Source organism: Gordonia aquimaris, assembly GCF_026262595.1.
Lineage (GTDB): Bacteria > Actinomycetota > Actinomycetes > Mycobacteriales > Mycobacteriaceae > Gordonia > Gordonia tangerina.
The window spans coordinates 87217-109217 of the sequence record NZ_JAPKFM010000013.1; the positions used below are offsets into that span (position 1 = coordinate 87217).

22 protein-coding genes are annotated in these 22001 nt (G+C 66.4%); 14 read left to right on the forward strand and 8 right to left on the reverse strand.

The window, feature by feature from the left end; genetic code table 11:
- Positions 1 to 2 precede the first annotated feature (2 nt).
- Positions 3 to 1121 (reverse strand): transaldolase, encoded by a 1119-nt coding sequence (tal, locus tag OSB52_RS13605; RefSeq protein WP_235722052.1) that lies wholly within the window; start codon positions 1119 to 1121, stop codon positions 3 to 5.
- Positions 1122 to 1125: 4 nt separating this feature from the next.
- Complete coding sequence (gene tkt, locus OSB52_RS13610) at positions 1126 to 3222, reverse strand: transketolase (RefSeq protein ID WP_266062204.1); 2097 nt, start codon at positions 3220 to 3222, stop codon at positions 1126 to 1128.
- Between the two features lie 385 nt (positions 3223 to 3607).
- On the opposite strand from tkt, the gene OSB52_RS13615 reads away from it, so the two are divergent.
- Positions 3608 to 4588: a heme o synthase gene (locus tag OSB52_RS13615; protein WP_372512426.1), complete on the forward strand. Its 981-nt coding sequence runs from the start codon at positions 3608 to 3610 to the stop codon at positions 4586 to 4588.
- Positions 4589 to 4646: 58 nt separating this feature from the next.
- Here OSB52_RS13615 and OSB52_RS13620 read toward each other — a convergent pair whose 3' ends face one another.
- A complete protein-coding gene (locus OSB52_RS13620; protein ID WP_266062247.1) occupies positions 4647 to 5615 on the reverse strand; it encodes a quinone oxidoreductase family protein in 969 nt (322 codons plus the stop codon).
- A gap of 110 nt (positions 5616 to 5725) precedes the next feature.
- On the opposite strand from OSB52_RS13620, the gene OSB52_RS13625 reads away from it, so the two are divergent.
- Positions 5726 to 6103 carry a hypothetical protein gene (locus tag OSB52_RS13625; RefSeq protein WP_266062206.1) on the forward strand — a complete coding sequence of 126 codons (378 nt, stop codon included), beginning with the start codon at positions 5726 to 5728 and terminating at the stop codon, positions 6101 to 6103.
- Between the two features lie 40 nt (positions 6104 to 6143).
- Here the strand turns inward: OSB52_RS13625 and OSB52_RS13630 are convergent, their stop codons facing one another.
- From OSB52_RS13630 to mptB, 4 genes are all read right to left on the reverse strand, one after another.
- Positions 6144 to 7223, reverse strand: a complete 1080-nt coding sequence (locus OSB52_RS13630) for a COX15/CtaA family protein (RefSeq protein WP_266062207.1) — start codon at positions 7221 to 7223, stop codon at positions 6144 to 6146.
- Positions 7220 to 8014, reverse strand: coding sequence for an ABC transporter permease (locus tag OSB52_RS13635; protein WP_266062208.1), 795 nt, complete (start codon positions 8012 to 8014; stop codon positions 7220 to 7222). Before OSB52_RS13635 ends, OSB52_RS13630 begins: the two co-directional genes overlap by 4 nt.
- Entirely contained in the window at positions 8011 to 8955 is a 945-nt protein-coding gene (locus OSB52_RS13640; protein ID WP_235722046.1) for an ABC transporter ATP-binding protein, read from the reverse strand. Before OSB52_RS13640 ends, OSB52_RS13635 begins: the two co-directional genes overlap by 4 nt.
- A gap of 144 nt (positions 8956 to 9099) precedes the next feature.
- Positions 9100 to 10908: a polyprenol phosphomannose-dependent alpha 1,6 mannosyltransferase MptB gene (gene mptB, locus OSB52_RS13645; RefSeq protein WP_372512428.1), complete on the reverse strand. Its 1809-nt coding sequence runs from the start codon at positions 10906 to 10908 to the stop codon at positions 9100 to 9102.
- 191 nt (positions 10909 to 11099) lie between these two features.
- Between mptB and OSB52_RS13650 the strand changes: the two genes are divergently transcribed.
- The 7 genes from OSB52_RS13650 to OSB52_RS13680 all read left to right on the forward strand — a co-directional run bounded on the left by OSB52_RS13650 (position 11100) and on the right by OSB52_RS13680 (position 17658).
- On the forward strand, positions 11100 to 11912 hold the full coding sequence (locus OSB52_RS13650; RefSeq protein WP_266062250.1) for a helix-turn-helix transcriptional regulator: 813 nt from the start codon (positions 11100 to 11102) through the stop codon (positions 11910 to 11912).
- Positions 11909 to 13372, forward strand: coding sequence for a Fe-S cluster assembly protein SufB (gene sufB, locus OSB52_RS13655; protein WP_266062209.1), 1464 nt, complete (start codon positions 11909 to 11911; stop codon positions 13370 to 13372). The genes OSB52_RS13650 and sufB overlap by 4 nt, the downstream gene beginning before the upstream one ends.
- Positions 13372 to 14589, forward strand: a complete 1218-nt coding sequence (sufD, locus tag OSB52_RS13660; RefSeq protein ID WP_235722044.1) for a Fe-S cluster assembly protein SufD — start codon at positions 13372 to 13374, stop codon at positions 14587 to 14589. The genes sufB and sufD overlap by 1 nt, the downstream gene beginning before the upstream one ends.
- Positions 14590 to 14745: 156 nt before the next feature.
- Entirely contained in the window at positions 14746 to 15519 is a 774-nt protein-coding gene (gene sufC, locus OSB52_RS13665; RefSeq protein WP_235722043.1) for a Fe-S cluster assembly ATPase SufC, read from the forward strand.
- 23 nt (positions 15520 to 15542) lie between these two features.
- Entirely contained in the window at positions 15543 to 16826 is a 1284-nt protein-coding gene (locus OSB52_RS13670; RefSeq protein WP_287014803.1) for a cysteine desulfurase, read from the forward strand.
- Positions 16826 to 17281, forward strand: a complete 456-nt coding sequence (sufU, locus tag OSB52_RS13675; RefSeq protein ID WP_235722042.1) for a Fe-S cluster assembly sulfur transfer protein SufU — start codon at positions 16826 to 16828, stop codon at positions 17279 to 17281. The genes OSB52_RS13670 and sufU overlap by 1 nt, the downstream gene beginning before the upstream one ends.
- Positions 17278 to 17658: a metal-sulfur cluster assembly factor gene (locus OSB52_RS13680; RefSeq protein WP_235722041.1), complete on the forward strand. Its 381-nt coding sequence runs from the start codon at positions 17278 to 17280 to the stop codon at positions 17656 to 17658. Before sufU ends, OSB52_RS13680 begins: the two co-directional genes overlap by 4 nt.
- Before the next feature lie 3 nt (positions 17659 to 17661).
- Here OSB52_RS13680 and OSB52_RS13685 read toward each other — a convergent pair whose 3' ends face one another.
- Entirely contained in the window at positions 17662 to 17970 is a 309-nt protein-coding gene (locus tag OSB52_RS13685; RefSeq protein WP_235722040.1) for a hypothetical protein, read from the reverse strand.
- A 118-nt stretch (positions 17971 to 18088) separates the two neighbouring features.
- Between OSB52_RS13685 and OSB52_RS13690 the strand changes: the two genes are divergently transcribed.
- From OSB52_RS13690 to OSB52_RS13710, 5 genes are all read left to right on the forward strand, one after another.
- Complete coding sequence (locus OSB52_RS13690) at positions 18089 to 19234, forward strand: helix-turn-helix transcriptional regulator (protein ID WP_235722039.1); 1146 nt, start codon at positions 18089 to 18091, stop codon at positions 19232 to 19234.
- A gap of 106 nt (positions 19235 to 19340) precedes the next feature.
- The gene (locus OSB52_RS13695; RefSeq protein WP_235722356.1) at positions 19341 to 19703 is read left to right on the forward strand and encodes a DnaJ family domain-containing protein; all 363 of its coding nucleotides are present in this window, start codon (positions 19341 to 19343) and stop codon (positions 19701 to 19703) included.
- 81 nt (positions 19704 to 19784) lie between these two features.
- Entirely contained in the window at positions 19785 to 20768 is a 984-nt protein-coding gene (locus tag OSB52_RS13700; protein WP_235722038.1) for a glycosyltransferase family 2 protein, read from the forward strand.
- Positions 20769 to 20843: 75 nt separating this feature from the next.
- Positions 20844 to 21005, forward strand: coding sequence for a hypothetical protein (locus OSB52_RS13705; protein WP_235722037.1), 162 nt, complete (start codon positions 20844 to 20846; stop codon positions 21003 to 21005).
- A 104-nt stretch (positions 21006 to 21109) separates the two neighbouring features.
- Positions 21110 to 21994 (forward strand): glycosyltransferase family 2 protein, encoded by an 885-nt coding sequence (locus OSB52_RS13710; protein WP_235722036.1) that lies wholly within the window; start codon positions 21110 to 21112, stop codon positions 21992 to 21994.
- Positions 21995 to 22001: the final 7 nt, after the last annotated feature.

Genomic DNA, 22001 nt, shown 5'->3' on the forward strand with positions numbered 1-22001 from the left:
GGTCAGCCCTTCGCGGCCGTGAGCTGCTCGGCGGTGGCGTCGAGCAATTCGTTCCACGACACCTCGAACTTCTCCACGCCCTCGTCCTCGAGGACCTTGAAGACGTCGGCGACGTCGATGCCGACAGCGGCGAGACTGTCGAAGACCTCTTGCGACTCGTTCGCCAGGCCGACGATGGATCCGGTGTTGACCCAGCCGTGATCGGCGAACGCATCCATCGTCTTGCCCGGCATGGTGTTCACCGTGTTGGGGGCGACGAGTTCGCTGACATACAGGGTGTCGGGGTAGTCGGGATTCTTCACCCCGGTCGACGCCCACAGGGCACGCTGTGGGCGGGCGCCCTGCGCGAGAAGGTCGGGGAAGCGGGACTCGACCTCGAAGACCTCCTGATAGGCCTGATAGGCGAGTCGTGCGTTGGCCAGTGCGGCTTTGCCCTTGAGGTCGGTCGCGGCCGGGGTACCGATGGCATCGAGACGCTTGTCGACCTCGGTGTCGACCCGCGAGACGAAGAACGAGGCCACCGAATGGATGGTCGAGAGGTCATGGCCCGCAGCGGCGGCCGCGTCGAGGCCGTCCAGGTAGGCGTCCATCACCTCCTTGTACCGCTCCACCGAGAAGATCAGCGTCACGTTCACGCTGATGCCCTCGGCCAGCGTACGGGTGATCGCGGGCAGCCCCGCCTTGGTGGCGGGGATCTTGATCAGCAGGTTCGGCCGATCGACGATCTTCCACAGTTCGACGGCCTGTGCGACGGTGGCGTCGGTTTCGTGGGCCAGTCGCGGATCCACTTCGATCGACACGCGCCCGTCGACGCCGTCGGACTCCTCGAACACCGGTGCGAGCACGTCGCAGGCGTTGCGTACGTCGTCGGTGGTGACGGTCCGGATCGTCGCGTCGACGTCGGCTCCGCGCGCGGCCAGCTCGTTGACCTGGCCGTCGTAGGCGGTTCCCTTCGACAGGGCCGCCTGGAAGATGGATGGATTCGTGGTGACTCCGACGACGGATTTGGTCTCGACCAGTTCCTTGAGGCCACCGGAGGAGATCAGTTCTCGCGACAGGTCGTCGAGCCAGACCGAGACGCCGGCCTCGGACAGTTCTGCCAGCTTTGCGTTCTGCGTCATGCTGCTATCCCTTCACGTTGGCGATCGAGCGTTGTGCGGCGGCGACGGTGGCGTCGGGTGTGATGCCGAACTCGGTGTACAGCGTCTGGTAGTCGGCGGATTCCCCGTAGTGCTCGAGTGAAACGCATTCGCCGAAGCCGCCGACGATCTTGTGCCACGACATGGCGATACCCGCCTCGACGGAGACGCGGGCTTTCACTGTCGGCGGCAGTACCTGATCGCGGTAGTTCTGGTCCTGGCTTTCGAACCACTCGACGCATGGCATGGATACGACCCGTGCGCCGATGCCCTGCGCCTCCAGCTTCTGGCCGGCGGCGACGGCGATCTCGACCTCCGAGCCGGTGGCGATGAGGATCACGTCGGGGACGGGTGTGGATGCCTCGACGAGGACGTAGCCGCCCTTCTCCACGCCCTGGGCCGAGGTGTTCTCCAACACCCCGACCTTCTGGCGGGTCAGGCACAGACCGACCGGTCCGCTGCTGCTGGACTTTTCCAGCACCGTCTTCCACGCGAACGCGGTCTCGTTCGCATCGGCCGGACGGACCACGCTGAGATTCGGGATGGCGCGCAGGGCCGACAGGTGTTCGATCGGCTGGTGGGTGGGTCCGTCCTCGCCGAGCCCGATGGAATCGTGGGTCCACACATAGATCGGATCGATGTCCATCAGCGAGGCCAACCGGACCGCCGGACGCATGTAGTCACTGAACTGCAGGAAGGTGCCACCGTAGGCGCGGGTCGGTCCATGCAGCACGATGCCGGACAGGATCGAACCCATGGCGTGCTCGCGGATGCCGAAATGCAGCGTCCGCCCGTAGGGCTCGGCGTCCCAGTCGGCGTTGGAGATCGATTCGGGACCGAAGGACTTCGCGCCCTTCATGGTCGTGTTGTTGCTGCCGGCGAGGTCGGCCGAACCGCCCCACAGCTCGGGCAGTACGGGGGCAACGGCGTTGAGCACGTCACCGGATGCGGATCGGGTGGCGACCGAGCCGCCGGGCTCCCAGCTGGGCAGCACGTCGGACCAGCCGGCGGGTAGCCGGTCCTGGCTGACCCGATCGAACAGCTCCTTGCGCGCCGGTTCGCGTTCGACCCACGCGTTGAACGACGACTCCCATTCCTGGTGCGCCGTCCGACCGCGGTCGACGAGACCGCGGGTGTGCGAGATGACCTCGTCGCTCACCTCGAAGGACTTGTCGGGGTCGAAACCCAGGATCTTCTTGGTCGCCGCAACCTCATCGGCGCCCAATGCCGAGCCGTGCACGCCACCGGTGTTCATCTTGGTGGGTGCCGGGTAGCCGATGATGGTGCGCAGCAGGATGATCGACGGTCGATCGGTGACCGATTTGGCCTCGGCTACCGCGGCCTCGATGGCGACCACGTCCTCGCCGCCCTCGACGACCTGGACGTGCCAGCCGTATGCCTCGTAGCGCTTGGCGGTGTCCTCGGAGAGCGCGATGCTGGTGCCGTGTTCGATCGAGATCTCGTTGTCGTCGTAGAACAGGATCAGGTTCCCCAGTTGTTGGGTACCCGCCAGCGACGACGCCTCGGAAGTGACGCCCTCCTCGATGTCGCCGTCGGAGGCCACCACATAGATGTAGTGATCGAACGGGCTCTCACCCCACGCCGGCTCCGGATCGAACAGGCCCCGTTCGCGGCGGGCGGCCATCGCCATGCCCACCGCCGACGCCAAGCCCTGTCCGAGCGGTCCGGTGGTGATCTCCACGCCACGGGTGTGCCGGAACTCCGGGTGTCCCGGGGTCTTGGACTTGAAGGTGCGCAGCGCCTCGAGGTCGGCGAGTTCGAGGCCGAAGCCACCGAGGTAGAGCTGGATGTAGAGGGTGAGGCTCGAGTGCCCGCACGACAGCACGAAACGGTCGCGCCCGACCCACGCGGTGTCGGCGGGGTCGTGGCGCATCACACGCTGGAACAGCGTGTAGGCCAGGGGAGCGAGACTCATCGCGGTGCCGGGATGGCCACTTCCGCATTTCTGGACGGCGTCGGCGGCCAGTACCCGCACGGTGTCGACCGCGCGGGTGTCCACGTCGGTCCAATCGTCGGGGTAAGCCGGCTGGGTCAACGCGCGAATGTCATCTGTCAGCGCCACGGTCGTGGTGTCTCCTGTGCCTAGTCGGTGCGATCCGATCGCAGGTTGTCTGGTCCTGCCATCAACAGTATGTACAAGTCCACAAGGTGCTCGACGGTGTGATTCGCACGACCATCGCCCTGTCGGCGACGTCGCCACGATGGCGGGGTGCAACCACACCGGCCGCGAGTACGGCAGCCACGTCGTCAAGCCTAGTCGCCCTCGCTGTGCGACTGCGCGTCGAGTGACCCGAATGGACCCGGGAGGCGATTCTTCGATCGCCCGACCCACCGTCTACCATGCTCTGTAGTAGCCCCTCGTCGAGTTCCGCGCCGAAGTATCCGAATCCGCCGTGCTCCGACGTCGTCGGGGCAGACGAGGAGAGGCCGTGAGGATTGGGGAACGTGTGAGCGGAGATCTGTCCGCTGCATCCCGCGGGTCCCATGGGTCGGTCGCGCCGGCACCAGCCGCCGCGGGGGACTCGTTCTTGGCCCGGTCGAAGGCGACGGTGCTCGCCTACGTCGCGCTCACCAAACCGCGGGTCATCGAGCTTCTGTTGGTGGCCACGATCCCGGTGATGCTGCAGGCCGACCGTGGCCACGTCGACATCGCGTTGATCGCCGCCACCCTCTTGGGCGGCTGGCTCGGCGCGGGCAGTGCCAACACCCTGAACATGGTGGCCGACGCCGACATCGACCAGAAGATGAAGCGCACCGCGCGCCGGCCGCTGGCGCGTCACGCCGTGACCACGCGCAACGCGCTGATCTTCGGCATCGTGCTGTGGATCGCGTCGTTTGCGGTGCTGTGGTCGGCGGCGAATCTGCTCAGTGCGCTGCTGGTCACCGCGACCATCGCGTTCTACGTAGGCGTCTACACGATGATCCTCAAGCGTCGCACCTGGCAGAACGTGGTGTGGGGCGGGGCCGCCGGATGTATGCCGACCCTCGTCGGCTGGGCAGCGGTGACCGGATCCATCGGCTGGCAGCCGATCGTGCTGTTCTTGGTGATCTTCTTCTGGACACCGCCACACACCTGGGCGCTGGCGATGCGCTACAAGGAGGATTACCGGGCGGCCGGCGTGCCGATGCTGCCGGTGATCGCCACCGAGGAGCGCGTCACCCGCCAGATGGTCCTCTACACCTGGGCGACGGTGCTCAGTTCGCTTGCGCTGATCGCCGGCACGAGTTGGATCTACGCTGCGGTCGCGGTGCTCTCCGGCGGCTGGTTTGCCAGCCGTGTGCACAAGCTGTACAAGGAGACCCGGGCCGGTGCCGAAGTGGCGCCATTGAAGATCTTCCTGCAATCCAACGAGTATCTCGCCATCCTGTTCTGCGGTCTCGCCATCGATGCGGTGGTGAACCTGCCGCTGATCACCAGCTACTTCTGACCCCTCCGCATCCTCGCCGGTCGGCATCAGTCGCCGGGCGGTGACGCCCAGACCGGGGTCAGCCCGGGATCAGCACGGTCGTTCCCGTGGTCAGGCGTGACTCCAGCGCCCGGTGTGCCTCGGCGGCGTCGGCGAGGCGATGGCGCTGTCCCACCCTGATGTCGATGTCACCGTCTGCGACAGCACCCAGGAACTCGCCGGCGCGCCAACGCAGTTCTTCGGTGTCGGCTATGAAATGCCCCAGGGTCGGCCGGGTGACCGACAGCGAACCGGCCGGATTCAGACGCTGCAGATCAAACGGAGGAACCGGTCCGGACGCCGCGCCGAAGAGCACGATGATGCCGCGTACCGCGGTCGATGCCAGCGATTGTTCGAAGGTGTCGGCCCCCACACCGTCATAGGCCACCGACACCCCGCGGCCGTCGGTGAGTGACCGAACTTCCTCGGCCAGCGCGTCGCCGTATCGCACCACGTGATCGGCGCCTGCCGCTCGGGAGAGGGTCTCCTTGTCGTCCGAGGACACTGTCGTGATCACCCGCAGGCCACGACGCTTGGCCATCTGCGTCAGGATCAGACCGACTCCGCCGGCGCCGGCATGGATCAGCACGGTCTCACCCGTGGCCGGTCGAGCACTCCCGTCGAGTAGGTAGTGCGCGGTGAGTCCGCGGAGCATGGCCGATCCGGCGACATCGTCGGCCACCCCGTCCGGGATCGGCACAGCGCGGGCGGCGGGCACCGCGACCAGTTCGGCATAGCTGCCCGGCGCGTCGACCCAGCACACCCGTTGTCCGACGACCACATCGTCGACGTCGGCGCCGACCGCGGTCACCTCGCCGGCGCCCTCCGTGCCGGGCACATACGGCGGCACCGACGGGTAGAGGCCGCGGCGCAGGTAGGTGTCGATGAAGTTGACCCCGACCGCGGCGGTGCGCACGATGACCTCTCCCGGTGCGGGTATGGGGTCATCGACGGTGCCGAAATCGAGGACGTCGGGGCCGCCGTGGCGGACCACCTGGATTGCACGCATGGCACCGTTGTACCCCATCGGCCGAGAGGTGATCGCGCGTGCCATGCGCAGCGTGCCGGCCACCGGTGGGTCGACATCACGGCGGGTGGGCACCGGTATGCTCAAGCACCATGAGCGATCAGCCCGCAACCGATTCCGTCGACGCCTCCGCCCCCGCCGTCGAGGTGCCGAACGACGTCGTCGCGTCCATCAAGGGCTTCGTCGAACGCGAGGGGGGTTCGGCGAAGGTGGTTCTGCAGCCGATCGGAGCAGCCGGGGTACGCATCACGCTGGTCGGTGAGAGCGGAGGCATCCTCGGCGACCGAGTGGTGTCCGACATGGCCGTGGCCCACGCCGTGGTTGCGGCGGTGGACGGTCTCGAGACCGCAGAGTGGGACCGTGACCTCACGTCGGCGGCGAATGTCTCACCGTCGCACTACACGAAGATGGCGGGTTGGGTGGCCAACCAGAAGCGCTTCCCGAAGCCGCGTAATCGGGCGATTCTGTGAGGTTCGCGGTCTGCGTTCCGGCGCGGGCCTTGCGGGCGCTCTAGCGGAGACGCTCGGCCCGCAGGGTGCCGGCGGTGGCCGACACCTCCCCGTCGTCGTGCACCGATTCCCGGTCCACCGGCCGTGGACGGTCGCCGAACCGCAGGATCATCCACGTGGCGGCGATGAGCAGCAACGCGCTCACCGTCATGTGCGCGATCACCAGGGCGATCGGCAGACCGGTGTTGTACTGGACGACACCCAGCACACCCTGCAGGGTGATCAATCCGAGCACCACATCGGCCGTTCGGCGTTCGGGTTGGCGCATCAGGTGGGTGACCACCGCGAGCGCCACGGCAAGACCGATGAGTACGAAGACCCCGTCGGCGTGTAGCTGGGTGGCGTTGTCGGGTGCCAACCCGTTACGGGGGGCGTCGGCATCACCTGCATGCGGACCGGAACCGGTGACCACGGTGCCGAGATAGATGACCACCCACACCACGAGATATTGCAGCCACGCGAGCCGATGCCCCAGACGTGACGCGAGGTCGGCGACCGGTGTTGCAGCGGTCCGCGGACGCATCCGGTACACGAGCACTGTCGCACCGGACACCAGCACCATCGACAACACGAAGTGCAGCGAGACGACCCAGGGGTTCAGCTGGGTCAGCACGGTGATCCCGCCGATGACGCCCTGAAAAGGGATGCCGAGGGCGAGGAGTGCGGCGAGCCAGCGGTCGCGGCGCTCGGAGCGGGCGTATCGGTACACAGCGGTGAAGGTGGCGATCGCGATCACCACCAGTACCCAGGTGAGCATGCGATTGCCGAACTCGATCACCCCGTGCATGCCCAATGCGCCGTGGGGTACGAACGAATCGTCGGTACAGCGCGGCCAGGTGGGACATCCGAGTCCGGAACCGGTCAGTCGGACGGCGCCGCCGGTCGCGACGATCCCGACATTCGCGACCAGCAGTGCGATGCTCCACAGCCACACGAAACGAGCGGTCGGGCGCCCGAAGCCCGGAACCCGCGTGAACCTGCCGGGCCGGTCGGATGTCGATGCCGACGTCTCGGTCGCCGATGTCTCGGTTGTCGAAGGATCGGCGGCCGATCCGGCCGACCGCGTGTTGGACGTTGTCATTCGAACCGGAACCACCTCACCGCGAGCACAGCGGCCACCGCCGCCCATGCGAGCAATACACCTATGCCGAAGAAATCGATCGAACCCGCGGTCGCCTGGCCGAGGGCTTCGGTCAGCGCGCCGGATGGGACGGCGCGGGCGATCCACTGCATCGCGTCGGGAACCCGATCACCCATCACCACCAAGCTGCCGACACCGACCATCGCGAACCACAGCAGGTTGCCCAGCGCCAGCACGACCTCGGCCTTCAGTGTGCCGCCCAGCAGCAGGCCGAGCGCCGAGAAGGTGATGGTCCCGACCGCGATGACAAGCGCTCCGAGGACGATGCCGAGCGCCGATGGTCGCCAGCCGAACGCGAGACCGATGGCCCCGAGGATGACGGCCTGCAGGGCGACCACGAGCACGACCGCGATCGACTTGCCCGCGATGACGCCCCAGCGGGGGATCGGTGTGGCGCCCAGTCGTTTGAGTGCGCCGTACCGCCGGTCGAAGCCCAGTGCGATCGCCTGGCCGGTGAAGGCCGTCGACATCACCGCGACCGTCATGATGGCCGGGACGAACGTGGTCGCCCGTTCGGCCGTCGACGCGCCGAGGTCAGTGTCCAACGGCAGCAGGCACAGACCGACCAGCAGCGTGATCGGGATGAACATGGTGAGCAGCAATTGCTCGCCGTTACGCAGCAGCAGCTTCAGTTCCATCCGCGACTGCGCGACGAGGATCGTCGGCAGCGATGACGCGCGTGGGCGAGGTGCGAACGTGCCGGGGGCGAACCGATTGGCGGCGGTGGTCATGAGCGCAGCGCCCGCCCGGTCAGGTCGAGGAACACGTCCGACAGGCTGCGGGTCTCCACCCGCAGATCGGTGGCGAGCACATCGATCTTCGCGAACCACGCGGTGACGGTCGCCAGGACCTGCGGACTCACCGGCCCCCGGACCAGATAGCTGCCCGGCGCCGTCTCCGTACAGCGATAGCCCTCGGGCAATGCCAGCAGCAGAAGTGAGACGTCGAGGCCGCGGGGTGCGGAGAATCGCAATTCGTTCTCGGCGCCGCGGCTGGTGAGGTCGGCAGGTGTCCCGGCGGCGACCACCCGACCGTGGTCGATGATCACCACGTCGTCGGCGAGCTCCTCGGCCTCATCCATCAGATGTGTGGTCAACAGCACCGCCACCCCATCGCTGCGCAGGCGATCGATCAGTTCCCACACCAGGATCCGGGCGTGGGCGTCGAGGCCCGCGGTCGGTTCGTCCAGGAAGACCAACTCCGGTCGTCCGACGATCGCGCACGCCAGTGACAGCCGTTGTTGCTGGCCACCGGAGAGTCGACGAAATGGTGTCCGCGCGCAATCGGCGAGACCCAGCACGTCCAGCAACCAGCCGGGATCGACGGGGTCGGCGCTGTAGGACGCGCAGAGTCGGAGCATCTCCTCGGCCCGCGCGCCCGGGTACGCGCCACCGCCCTGCAACATGACGCCGATGCGCCGCCGCAGTTCATCGTTGTTCTCGATGGGGTCGAGGCCCAGCACTCGGACGGAGCCGGCGTCGGCGGTCAGAAAGCCCTCGCAGACCTCGACGGTGGTGGTTTTCCCGGCACCGTTCGGCCCGAGCAGCGCGAGGATCGAGCCGGGCGCGAGGTGGAGGTCGAGGCCGTCGACCGCGGTGTGCGTGCCGTATCTCTTGACCAGGCCGGTGACGTGCAGAGCCGGTGTGGTCCTCGCGGCGCGATCGGTGTTCATCGGGCGACCGTCGGCCGACCGTTGCTCATCTCGCCGATCATCGCCGTGGTACCGCTCCCGCATCGTCGTGCCGTGCACACCCGCCAGAGTATGCGGAGGGGGCCGTCGGCCAAAAATTGCGTCGAACCGAGGAATCGCGTCGGTTCAGCCGGTGTGCGCATCGTCTCGTGCCGACTCCCGGTCGCGGTGGGCGCCGCGCCGCGCCCGCCACCAGCGCTGGATCGGCAGATCCTCGAAGAACAAGGCGGTCATCACCGCGACCATGATCACGCCGGCGAGAAGTCCTTGTGCCAGAACCACTCCGCTGGTGTTGGAGCTGGTGGGCATCACCACGATGGCGATGATCGCCGATACCGCGATGGTGGAGATGCGGAACCACGGGCGGGTCGCCCACGCTGCCAGTGGGATGACCGCCCACAGGAGATACCAGGCCTGCACGAACGGGAAGAAGACGACCACTGTGGCCATTGACACACCGAGTGCGCCGAGTGGATGCAGCCGTCCGCCGAGGCAGGCGAGCATCCATCGGACGATGAACACCGCGGCGATCAGTTGGCCCAACGGTCGACCGACCTCCAGGATCGCCTGCGTCTGATCGCCGAGACCCAATGCGACGCCGAGCCGGCCGGTGGTGACCGACAGCAAGGTCGGCATCGACATCCAGGAACGCACCACGTCGCCGGTGGACAGGGTGCTGGTCCAGCCGAACCCGAGGCCGGTACCGACGCAGATGCCCACCATCACCGTCACCAGCACACCGGCCAGGGTGGCCGCCGAAGCAGCGAGCGCGGCGATGGATCGACGCGATCGATCCCACCACTGGCGCACCGGTGCGTGACGCAGCGCGGGCAGGTACGCGCCCCAGCGTTGGGCGAGCGCGATGCCGACGAACCCGAGCGCCAGCATCGACGTCACCTTCACCATGGCCGACGCGGAGATCACCGCGGTGCCGGCGATCAGGATCCAACCCGCCGACGATGGCCAGATCGACCCGGGTCTGCGTAATCGATCGCTGCCGTAGATGGCGCGGAAGCACAGTTCGAGACCCACCAGCATCATGCCGAGCATCAGGGCTTCGTTGTGGATGCCGCCGACGAGATGCAGGATCAGCAACGGGTTCATCGCACCGAGCCACAGCGCGGCCACCGAGGACACCCCGCAGCGGCGGGCCAGCCGAGGCAGTGCCCACACGATCAGCGCGATGCCCACCAACGCCAGCAGCCGATGCAAAAAGATCGCAGCCGTGATGTTCTCCCCGGTCACAGCGGTGATGCCCTTGCCGAGCCAGAGGAACAGGGGGCCATAGGGGGCCGGGGTGTCGCGCCACAGGTTGGGCACCGACCGCGTCAGTACGTGGTCGACCCCGAGGCCGCGCACCGGGCTGATCACGTAGGGGTCCATCCCTCGGAACGCGATCGCGCTCTGTGCCAGATACGAGTAGATGTCCTTGGACAGCAGTGGCGGTGCGACGATGATCGGCGCGATCCACAGCATCAGGGTGCGGTCGGCTTGTCGGCGGGTCATCCGACGGTCGGGGCTGCGTCCGTGCAGGACCTCCACACCGAACCGTCCGACGGCGAATCGGCCGATCAGCAGCCATGCCACCACGAGCATGATGGTGCCGCCGATCGACAAGGTCAGCGCCGTGCTCCACATGCGGGAGGGCAGCGAGAGCACCCGCATACCGGCCACCGGGTTCTGCAGCACGGGAATCGCGCCCGTGCCGAGCGAACCGATCAGCAGCAGAACCGACCCGGTGGCGCCGAACAGCTTGATGCGCAGCAGCCGACGGTTCTCCGCTTCGTTGAGCGGGCCGACTTCGCGCTCGTCGTCGTGGAGCCGGGCGACCGTCCTGCCGTAGTCGCCGCGCCGTTCGGTGGCGTCATCGGCGGCGCCGTTGTCTCGGCGGGGGCGGGACCGGCGCAGGCCGAGGTAGTCCACTGCCCCCCGCAGGCGCGGACCCAGCGAACGGGCCCGACCACCCGTCACTGTGGTGTCTGGCACGCCGACGACTCTAATGCCCCGGGTGGTCGCGGCGGATCCGCCACAGACAGACGGGGCGCGAACCGGTCGGATTCACCACACTAAGGCGACCCTTGCTGGCACCGGGGAAGCAATTACGTCACACTTGTGTTGTGAAAACCATGCGGAGCGATACGACGCTGCGATCAGCAGCGCATGCCGCCCCCGTGGACGGGGGAGCGGCCGGCCTCGGTCATCCCGATGGCCAGACCCGTGCTGCGGTGGTGTCACTGCTGGTCGAAGACGGACCCTTGACCGCTTCGGAGATCGCCGATCGGTTGGGGATAAGCGCTGCCGGTGTGCGCCGCCATCTGGAGGCGCTCGCCGACGCCGGTGACGTCGAGACCTCGTCGTCGGGCTTCGGCCGAGCTCACCGCGGCCGGGGAAGACCGGCCAAGTGGTTCCAGCTCACGGCCACCGGCCGGGGCAAGTTGCGGCACGCCTACGACGATCTCGCGGGTGCGGCGATGCGCCGACTGCGCGCCGTCGGCGGCGAGGCCGCGGTCGAGGAGTTCGCGCGCGATCGTGTGGAGGAGATCGTGGCCGACGTCGTGCCCGCGCAGGAATCCGGTTCGGTCGCGGACACGGTCAACGAGATCGCCGACGCGCTCACCAGCGCCGGGTTCTCGGCCAACACGCGTCAGGTGGGTACCGGGATGCAGATCTGCCAGCATCACTGCCCGGTCGCACATGTCGCCACCGAGTTCCCCGAACTGTGTGAAGCCGAGACCGCGGTGTTCACCGAACTCCTCGGCACGCACGTGCAACGTCTGGCGACCATCGCCAACGGCGACTGCGCGTGCACCACCCACGTGCCGCTGCACCCTCCGCCGGAGAGTGCCCAGGTCCCGTCCGGGACCACCACGACGCAAGCGAGTGATGCACAGCCCGCATCCGCTCGAACACAGAAGACGAGTCGAAAGGCCTCGCGATGACAGTGACCGACCCGACCGCAACCGATACCGGAACACCGACGAAGCCTGCTCCGCTGACCCAAGAGGAGACCATCGCGTCGCTCGGCAACTACGGCTACGGCTGGGCCGACTCGGATGTCGCCGGCGCCAGCGCGCAGCGCGGCTTGTCCGATGCCGTCGTCGCCGACATCTCCGGCAAGAAGAACGAGCCGGAGTGGATGCTCGAGCAGCGACTCAAGGCGCTGCGCATCTTCGATCGCAAGCCGATGCCGCACTGGGGTGGCGACCTCGACGGGATCGACTTCGACAACATCAAGTACTTCGTCCGCTCCACGGAGAAGCAGGCGGCGAGCTGGGACGACCTGCCCGAGGACATCAAGAACACCTACGACAAGCTGGGCATCCCGGAGGCCGAGAAGCAGCGTCTGGTCGCTGGCGTCGCCGCCCAGTACGAGTCGGAGGTGGTCTACCACCAGATCCGCGAGGACCTGGAGGAGCAGGGCGTCATCTTCATGGACACCGACACCGGGCTGCGTGAGCATCCGGAGATCTTCCAGGAGTACTTCGGCTCGGTCATCCCGGCCGGGGACAACAAGTTCTCCGCGCTCAACACCGCGGTGTGGTCGGGTGGTTCGTTCATCTATGTGCCGCCGGGCGTGCACGTCGACATCCCGCTGCAGGCGTACTTCCGCATCAACACCGAGAACATGGGGCAGTTCGAGCGGACGCTGATCATCGTCGACGAGGGTGCCTACGTGCACTACGTCGAGGGTTGCACCGCGCCGATCTACAAGACCGACTCGCTGCACTCGGCGGTCGTCGAAATCATTGTGAAGAAGGGCGGACGCTGCCGCTACACGACCATCCAGAACTGGTCGAACAATGTCTACAACCTGGTCACCAAGCGTGCCAAGGCCGAGGCCGGCGCCACCATGGAGTGGATCGACGGCAACATCGGGTCCAAGGTCACCATGAAGTACCCGGCCGTGTGGCTGACCGGTGAGCACGCCAAGGGCGAGGTCCTCTCGGTCGCGTTCGCCGGTGAGGGGCAGCATCAGGACACCGGCTCCAAGATGGTGCATCTGGCCCCGAACACGTCGAGCAACATCGTTTCCAAGTCCGTTGCGCGCGGCGGCGGGCGAGCCTCGTACCGCGGCCTGATCAAGGTCAACAACGGTGCACACGGCAGTCGGTCCACGGTGAAATGCGATGCGCTGCTGGTCGACACGATCTCCCGCAGCGACACCTACCCGTACGTCGACATCCGTGAGGACGACGTGACCATGGGTCACGAGGCCACCGTCTCCAAGGTGAGCGACGATCAGCTCTTCTACCTCATGAGCCGTGGCCTCACCGAGGACGAGGCGATGGCCATGGTGGTGCGCGGATTCGTCGAGCCGATCGCCAAGGAACTCCCGATGGAGTACGCCCTCGAACTCAACCGCCTCATCGAACTGCAGATGGAAGGAGCCGTCGGCTGATGGCCGATCCGACTATTCCGACGACCGGCAGCCCGGCAACCAACAGCACTGCCGGCACCCCCGGACTGACCACGACGGCCGTCAACAAAGGTGAGATGTTCACCTCGTTCGACGTCGACGCTTTCGAGATCCCGAGCCCGCGCGAAGAGGTCTGGCGGTTCACGCCGTTCCGCCGCCTGCGCGGACTGCACGACGGCAAGGCCACCCGCACCGCCGAAGCGCAGGTCACGGTCGAGGGCGCCGGTGACGGCGCCTCGGTGCAGACCGTAGGGCGCGACGACGCGCGGCTCGGCGACGGCGGCGTCCCGTTCGATCGCATCGCAGCGCAGGCGTACACGTCGTTCACTCAGGCCACCGTGGTCACCGTCGGCAAAGAGGTCGATCACACCGACCCGATCACGCTGACCGTGACCGGGCCGGGCGTCGACGAGGTGGCCTTCGGTCACATCCAGATCCGGCTCGAACCGTTCGCCCGCGCCGTGGTGGTCCTCGACCAGAAGGGCAGCGGCACCTACGCGGAGAACGTCGAGTTCGTCGTTGGCGACCAGGCATCGTTGACCGTGGTGAACGTGCACGACTGGGCCGACGATGCCGTGCACGTCGCCGCCCACCATGTGCGTGCGGGTCGTGACTCGACGATTCGTCATTTCGCCGTCAGCCTCGGTGGCAACCTGGTCCGGCTCTCGCCGGTGGTGCACTACGACGCACCAGGTGGCGACGTCGAACTGTGGGGGCTCTACTTCGCCGACGCCGGCCAGCACCTCGAGCAGCGTCTACTCGTCGACCACAGTCAGCCGCACTGCCGCTCGAATGTGGTGTACAAGGGTGCGCTGCAAGGTGATACGACCGGCGATCGCACCCGCGAAGCCCACACCGTGTGGATCGGTGACGTCCTGATCCGTGCGGAAGCCGAGGGCACCGACACCTTCGAGCTCAACCGCAACCTGGTGCTGACAGATAACGCCCGCGCCGACTCGGTGCCGAACCTCGAGATCGAGACCGGAGAGATCGTCGGCGCCGGACATGCCAGCGCCACCGGACGTTTCGACGACGAACAGCTGTTCTATCTGCAGGCCCGCGGCATCCCCGAGGATCAGGCGCGTCGCCTGGTGATCCGGGGCTTCTTCCGCGAGGTCATCGCCAAGATCGGCGTCCCGGACCTGCGCGAACGGCTCGAAGCCGCGATCGAAGAAGAACTCGAACTCGCCGGCGCCTGACCCGTACCTCCGCTGATCGAGTAGCCCGAGACGCCACCCGCTGATCGAGTAGTCCGAGGCACCACCCGAGACACCACCCGCTGATCGAGTAGTCCGAGGCGCTAGCCGAGGACGTATCGAGATCGAGATCACCAGCCCTAGAAAGAAACACACCACATGACCACACTGGAAATTCGTGACCTGCACGTCGACGTCGCGCAGAGCGACACCGACGCCGAACCCATCCACATCCTCAAGGGTGTCGACCTCACCGTGTCGTCCGATCAGACGCACGCGATCATGGGACCCAATGGTTCGGGGAAGTCGACGCTGTCCTACGCCATCGCCGGACACCCGAAGTATCAGGTGACCCAGGGGTCGATCACCCTCGACGGCGAGGACGTCCTAGAGATGAGCGTCGACGAGCGGGCCCGCGCCGGTCTCTTCCTGGCCATGCAGTACCCGGTCGAGGTGCCCGGCGTGTCGATGTCGAACTTCCTGCGCACGGCGGCCACCTCGGTACGAGGTGAGGCCCCGAAGCTGCGCCACTGGGTCAAGGAGACCAAGGAGGCGATGAGCGCGCTGGAGATCGATCCGTCGTTCGGCGAGCGCAGCGTCAACGAGGGCTTCTCCGGTGGTGAGAAAAAGCGTCACGAGATCCTGCAGCTCGATCTGCTCAAGCCGAAGATCGCGATCCTCGACGAGACCGACTCGGGACTCGACGTCGACGCGTTGCGCGTGGTGAGCGAGGGTGTCAACCGTTACAAGGCCACCGAACACGGCGGCATCCTGCTGATCACCCACTACACGCGCATCCTGCGCTACATCAAGCCGGACTTCGTCCACGTGTTCGTCAACGGTCGCGTGGTCGAGTCGGCCGGTCCCGAACTCGCCGACGAACTCGAAGAGAACGGCTACGTGCGGTTCACCTCGGCAGCTGCCGCGGGCTGAGCCCAGTCGAAGGAGGTGCAGACGTGACGATCTCACCGGATGTGGTGGCGTCGCAGCCTATCGATGTGGACCGTCTGAGGGCCGACTTCCCTATCCTGGCGCGCACGGTTCGCGACGGGAAACGGTTGGTGTACCTGGATTCCGGCGCGACATCGCAGCGCCCGGTCCAGGTGCTCGACGCCGAACGCGACTTCCTCACCACACACAACGCTGCTGTTCATCGCGGGGCGCATCAGCTGGCTGAGGAGGCCACCGACGCCTACGAGGATGCACGTGCCGCGATCGCCGAGTTCGTTGGTGCGACCTCGGAGACGATCGTGTTCACCAAGAACGCGACCGAGGCCATCAACCTCGTCGCCTACACACTCTCCGACGACCGGTCAGCCGCCCTGCTGGGCGGGCGGCGCCTGGGTGCCGGGGACACCGTGGTCATCACCGAGCTCGAGCATCACGCCAACCTCGTCCCGTGGCAAGAGCTGTGCCGCAGGACCGGAGCCACCCTCAAGTGGTACGGCGTAACCGACGACGGACGTATCGACCTGGACTCGCTGGAGCTCGACGAGACCGTCAAGATCGTCTCCTTCACCCACCAGTCCAATGTCACCGGGGCAGTGTCCGACGTTGACGAACTCGTCCGGCGCGCACGGGCGGTGGGCGCCCGGGTGGTGCTCGACGCGTGCCAGTCGGTGCCGCATGCACCGGTGGATTTCACGGCGCTCGACGTCGATTTCGCTGCGTTCTCCGGACACAAGATGTTCGGCCCGTCGGGCGTGGGAGTGCTCTACGGCAAGCCGGAACTGCTCGAGTCCCTGCCACCTTTCGTCACCGGCGGTTCGATGATCGAGTTGGTCACGATGGAGACCTCGACGTATGCGCCGGCACCGCAGCGCTTCGAGGCCGGCGTGCCGATGACCTCGCAGGTGGTGGGGCTGGGGGCAGCCGTCAAGTATCTGAACCAGATCGGCATGGATGCGATCGCGGCCCACGAGCATCGACTCACCGTGTACGCCCTGGAACGCCTCGGCACAATCGATGGGCTACGCATCATCGGCCCACAGACGGCCACTGATCGCGGCGGTGCTGTCGCGTTTTTGACCGAGGGTGTGCATGCACACGATCTCGGGCAGATCCTCGACGACGAGGGTGTGGCGATTCGCGTGGGACATCATTGCGCCTGGCCGTTGCATCGACGTTTCGGTGTGGCCGCGACCGCTCGGGCATCGTTCGCCGCGTACAACACCACCGCCGAGGTCGACGCGCTGGTCGACGCGATCGTCAAGGCCCAGAGCTTCTTCGGAGTGCGCTGATGCGGATGGAGCAGATGTACCAGGAGGTGATCCTGGATCACTACAAACATCCGCACGGTCGTGGCCTGCGTGAGCCATTCGGTGCCGAGGTGCACCACGTCAACCCGACCTGCGGCGACGAGGTGACCCTGCGCGTCGCGGTCTCGGCGGACAACACAACGATCGAGGACATCTCCTACGACGGTCAGGGCTGTTCGATTTCACAGGCTTCCACCTCGGTGCTCTACGACCAGCTGGTCGGGGAGTCGGTGGACGACGCACTGGCCACCGTCGAGTCGTTCAACTCGATGATGACCTCGCGGGGTGCCGATGAAGGAAACGAAGATCTGATCGGCGACGGCATCGCGTTCGCTGGTGTCAGCAAGTATCCAGCGCGGGTGAAGTGTGCGCTGTTGGGATGGATGGCGTTCAAAGACGCGTTGTCACAAACGGTCGACGCAAAGGAGTCAGCATGAGCGAGGAAATCACCGCGCCGGAGGCGCCCGAAACAGCACAGCCTGAGGCGCCGAACACGTCGCTGCCTCAACTCGAGGATGTCGAAGAGGCGATGCGCGACGTCGTCGACCCGGAACTCGGTATCAACGTCGTCGATCTCGGTCTGGTGTACGGCATCGAGGTCACCGACGAGGCGGTGGCCAAGATCGACATGACCCTCACCTCGGCAGCGTGCCCGCTGACCGATGTGATCGAGGATCAGTCGCGCGGAGCACTCGTCAGCAGCGGGTTGTGCACCGACCTGGAGATCAACTGGGTCTGGATCCCGCCGTGGGGTCCGGACAAGATCACCGATGACGGCCGCGAACAACTGCGGGCGCTCGGCTTCACGGTATAGCTGTCAGCGATGCTGCGACGAAGCATACTGGTGGACGTCGAGGATCTCGCGCACCTGTGGCCGGTCATGGCCGCGTGCCACACATCGTGATCGATTGCTGTCCCAGATGTTCTGCAGTACGCCGATGAAGTGCTCGGCCTGCTCTTTCGCGCAGAAGTCGAGGTCGACGTAGACCTTTGTCGGATCGTCGAGGTTCCGCGTGACTCGGTATGCGGTGACTCCCGCGCCCGCGCGGAACCCTTCGGCCTGTGCGAACGCGTCGTGCCAGCGGCCGTAGTCGTCGGTCACGGTGGCGACATGCAGTGCGAACATGACTCTCTCCCTGTTGTTGTGGTGTCCGTGTGACCTCAACGTAGAGCCCTGGTCTGCGGTGCCACCATCCCCAACTCTGGGGATCTTCGCCCGGTCGCCGGCAGGATAGGGTGAGATCATGCGTGCCGATCTCGTGGCGCGGGTGGAACGAACCTGCTCCCGGCGCCAGGACGCGAAAGGACTGCGATTGGCAGTCCTCGAGCACCTGCGTGACGAGTTCGCCTTCGACGGCTACGTATGGCTGCTCACCGATCCACAGACCAGCGTCGGGACATCACCGTTGGCCGCGATTCCCGGTTTGCCGTGGCACCGGCTTCCGGCGCTCATCACCGCACGCTATCTCGCCACCGCCAACCGCTGGACGGCGTTGACGTCGTCCCCCCGGCAGGTCGGAAGGCTCTCTGCGGCAACCGAATCCGAGCTCGCCGGGTCGCAACTGTGGCGAACGGAATTGGCGAAGCTCGGCGTCGTCGACATCGCCTCGGTGGTCTTCGCCGACAAACACGGGTATTGGGGATGGCTCGATCTCTGGCGATCGAACGGCCGCCGAGCGTTCGACGATGCCGATCTGGAGCTCCTCGCGCAGATCCGGTCCGCCGTGACACACGCGCTGCGCGGGTGTCAGGCCCGATGCTTCGGGGACCGCGTCGACGGTGCACGTGCTGGTCCGTCGGTACTCGTGCTGGCGCCGGACTTGTCGGTCCGCGGGCAGACCGCGGAAGCGGGGCGACAGTTGTATCGGCTAAATCCTCCCGATCCCGGTCCCGACGGTGCGCCGCCGGATGTGCCGGCCATTCCTGCAGCTGCCTACAACGTTGCTGCGCAACTGGTTGCGCGCGAGCGCGGTGTCGACGCCCGGCCGTCCCGTGCGCGGGTGCACATCGCCGGGTTGGGCTGGCTCACGCTTCAGGCCGATCGGATGACGGGCCCGGCACCCGTCGACGAGCGCGACATCGCCGTCACGATCGAACCATCCGGATTCACCGATCGGCGTGAGGTGTTCGGTCGGGTACACGGTCTCACCCGCCGCGAGGTCGACGTGCTCGAATCGGTGCTGCGCGGCGCGGACACTCACGCGATCGCGCAGGAATTATCGGTGTCCGAGCACACCGTCAACGATCACGTGAAAGCGATTCTTGCGAAGACGGGATGCCCGAACCGACACGGGCTCGTGGCGCGGGTGGCCGGTGACCTACCGGCAGATGCACGCGTCGACGAGGGCATTCTCGGTCGTGGGGACGCCCCGGGTCGATGCGCGGTGTAGAACTGCACACGTGGGTGAACCGTCGGATGAGCATGCGGCATCGGACGGGCGGTTTCGGCGCGTGCGGCGCTGGAAACCGCCCGTCTACGAGTCACGCGTGGAGAAGATGATCCGGGAGGCGACCGAACGTGGCGAGTTCGACAACCTGGACGGTATGGGCAAGCCCCTCGATCTCAGTGACGCCGACGACCCCGACTGGTGGGTCAAACGCAAGATCCGGGACGAGAATCTGGACTCCTCGGCATTGCTCCCGATGCCACTGCAACTGAGAAAAGAGGCGCAGGGCTTTCCGGAGTCGCTGCGCCACATCGCCGACGAGGTCGCGGTGCGGGAGATCCTGATCGATTTCAATCGTCGTGTGCGCGAAGCCCATCTGAGCAGTCGGGCCGGACTTCCGACGCTGGTGACCGCGCACACCGTCGACGTCGATGCCCTGGTGTTGCGCTGGCGTACGCTACGCGAGCGCTGACAGGGGCCCGGCCGGAAGCGGAACGCAAGATTAGGGTAGCCTAATCCCAGATCGTCCGGTCTTCGGTGATGGGGGTGTCGAATGCCGACCGTTGGCGTCGTGATCCCGCTCTATCGGTGCGCGCCCTACGTTCGGGGGTGTCTGGAATCCGTGCTCGCCCAGACCCGGCCGATCGATGAGATTGTTCTCGTCGACGATCGTGGCGATGATGACTCGGTCGGCATCGCCACCGCCACCCTCGATGGACAGGGGCGTTCCTACATCCTCCTCACGCAGCCGCACAACAAAGGGCTCGGCGCCGCACGTAACACAGGTCTGGCCGCGCTGACCACCGACCTCGTGTGGTTCCTCGACAGCGACGACCAGGTCGACGCCGAGTTCGTCGAAACACTCGTCGACGCACTCGAGGCCGCAGACGCAGATTTCGCGGTCACCCGCACGCGGCGTGTCGATGAAGCAGGGAACACGCTGCAGATCGACGAGGAGCATGTTCGGGCGCCCGTGGTCACCGGAACGCACTACGCACGCGAGCTGATCAGTGGCGGCGCCAAGGGATATGCATGCACCAAGATGTTTCGCCGGGAGGTGCTCGGTGCACGTCCTTGGGCGGAGGGCCAAGCCTACGAAGACATCGGTACCAGTGTGCGCATTGCGCTGTCGTCACGACGCGTGGCGATGGTCGATCGACCCTTGTACCACTACCTCTATCGGGAGGGTTCGATCTCGACCACCTTGTCGCCGGCGACCCTCGACCTGTTCACCGTCGAAGACGACATCCGCAAGCTGTTGTGCGAGTCATCGCTCGAGCACGATTGGCGCCGCGAGTTCACTGGATTCCGGTATCGGGAGGTCCTGACCTCGGTCGCACATCTGGCCATGCGTGACCAGCACGCCCAGGGGACACGATCGGGTCTGCAGCACACCGCCATCAGCCAGGTGCGCACCCGGATCGCGCTCCGGGACATCCCGATACTGTGGCAGGGCAGGCACTACCGGGAAATGGTGTTCGCCGGGCTGGTCAAGTACCTCCCCGGCATGTACTCGGCCATCCTGCGTCGCCGTTGACGGGTCGATGGGCGCGGTGGGCGTTGCTACGCTGGGAGACGTACGGACCAACGCGAGTTTCGAAAGAGGTGCGCGATGACCGTCAACGATCCGATCCCGTCTGCCGATGACGCCGATCTCATCGAGCAGTCGATGGAGGTCGATGAGGGCGATGACGACTACCCGGCCACCAGCCACGACACCGTCAGCGACGAAACCGAGGCCATCGCGCCGGTGACACCGGGCCAACGACACTGACATCCTCGGCTGACCCAGGGGTGCTCCCGCCTGCCGCCGCCAGAGGCTATTAGGCTAACCTAAGTTGGTTGTCTCAACGGGTCGTCGGATGGAGCGGATGGGCAATGGCGCCGACACGGATACCGCTGATCACCATCCTGATGCCGGTGTACAACGCGGCGGGCTACATCGCTGATGCGGCTCGTTCGGTGATGGCCGGAGATCACATCGACCTCGAACTGTTGGTCGTCGACGACGGGTCGACCGACGCCGGGATGGATGAACTCGCAGCGCTGGGCGATCCGCGCATCAGGGTGGTGCGTCAGCCGAACTCCGGGCTGATCGCGGCCCTGAACACCGGGTTGGACGAGGCGCGTGGCGCGTACCTGGCTCGGATGGATGCCGATGATCTGTCCGTCCCGGGACGACTGACGGCACAAGTGCGCTGGCTCGAGGAACGACCGACAGCGGTCGTGTGCGGTACGGACTACGAGATGTTCGGGACGATGACCGGTCGGGTGCGCATGCCCCGTGGCGATCGGGCTTGTCGGGAGCGGCTGCTGCTGGCGAGTTGTCACTGCGGCGCGTCGGTGATGATGCGTCGGAAAGTACTCGCCCGGAACGGCTTACGCTTCGACCCCAAGTATCCGCACGCCGAGGATTACGAGTTCTTCTCCCGGCTGGCCGAGCATGGTGAACTCGGCAACCTCCCGATGGTCGGCTACCGGTATCGCACACACAGCGCGCAGGTCAGTGCACGGCACGCCGAGATCCAGCGGGCGACTCATCTCCGGGTGGCCGCCGCATACGCCGAGCGGACGGGGAGGCGGCCGGTGTCGGAGGCCACCATCCGCCAGTTGATGTGGCCGGCCCCCGCACCGGTGATCCGGACCACCATGTCGACGGCGGCTGCAGCGGCCGCCGCCCTTCGTCGCCGGCCGGGCATGGAAACGGCTCGGTTCGGCGGGCGCCGGGTGGTCGAGGCAACGTTGAACGCCGTCAAGGACTGACCGCGGC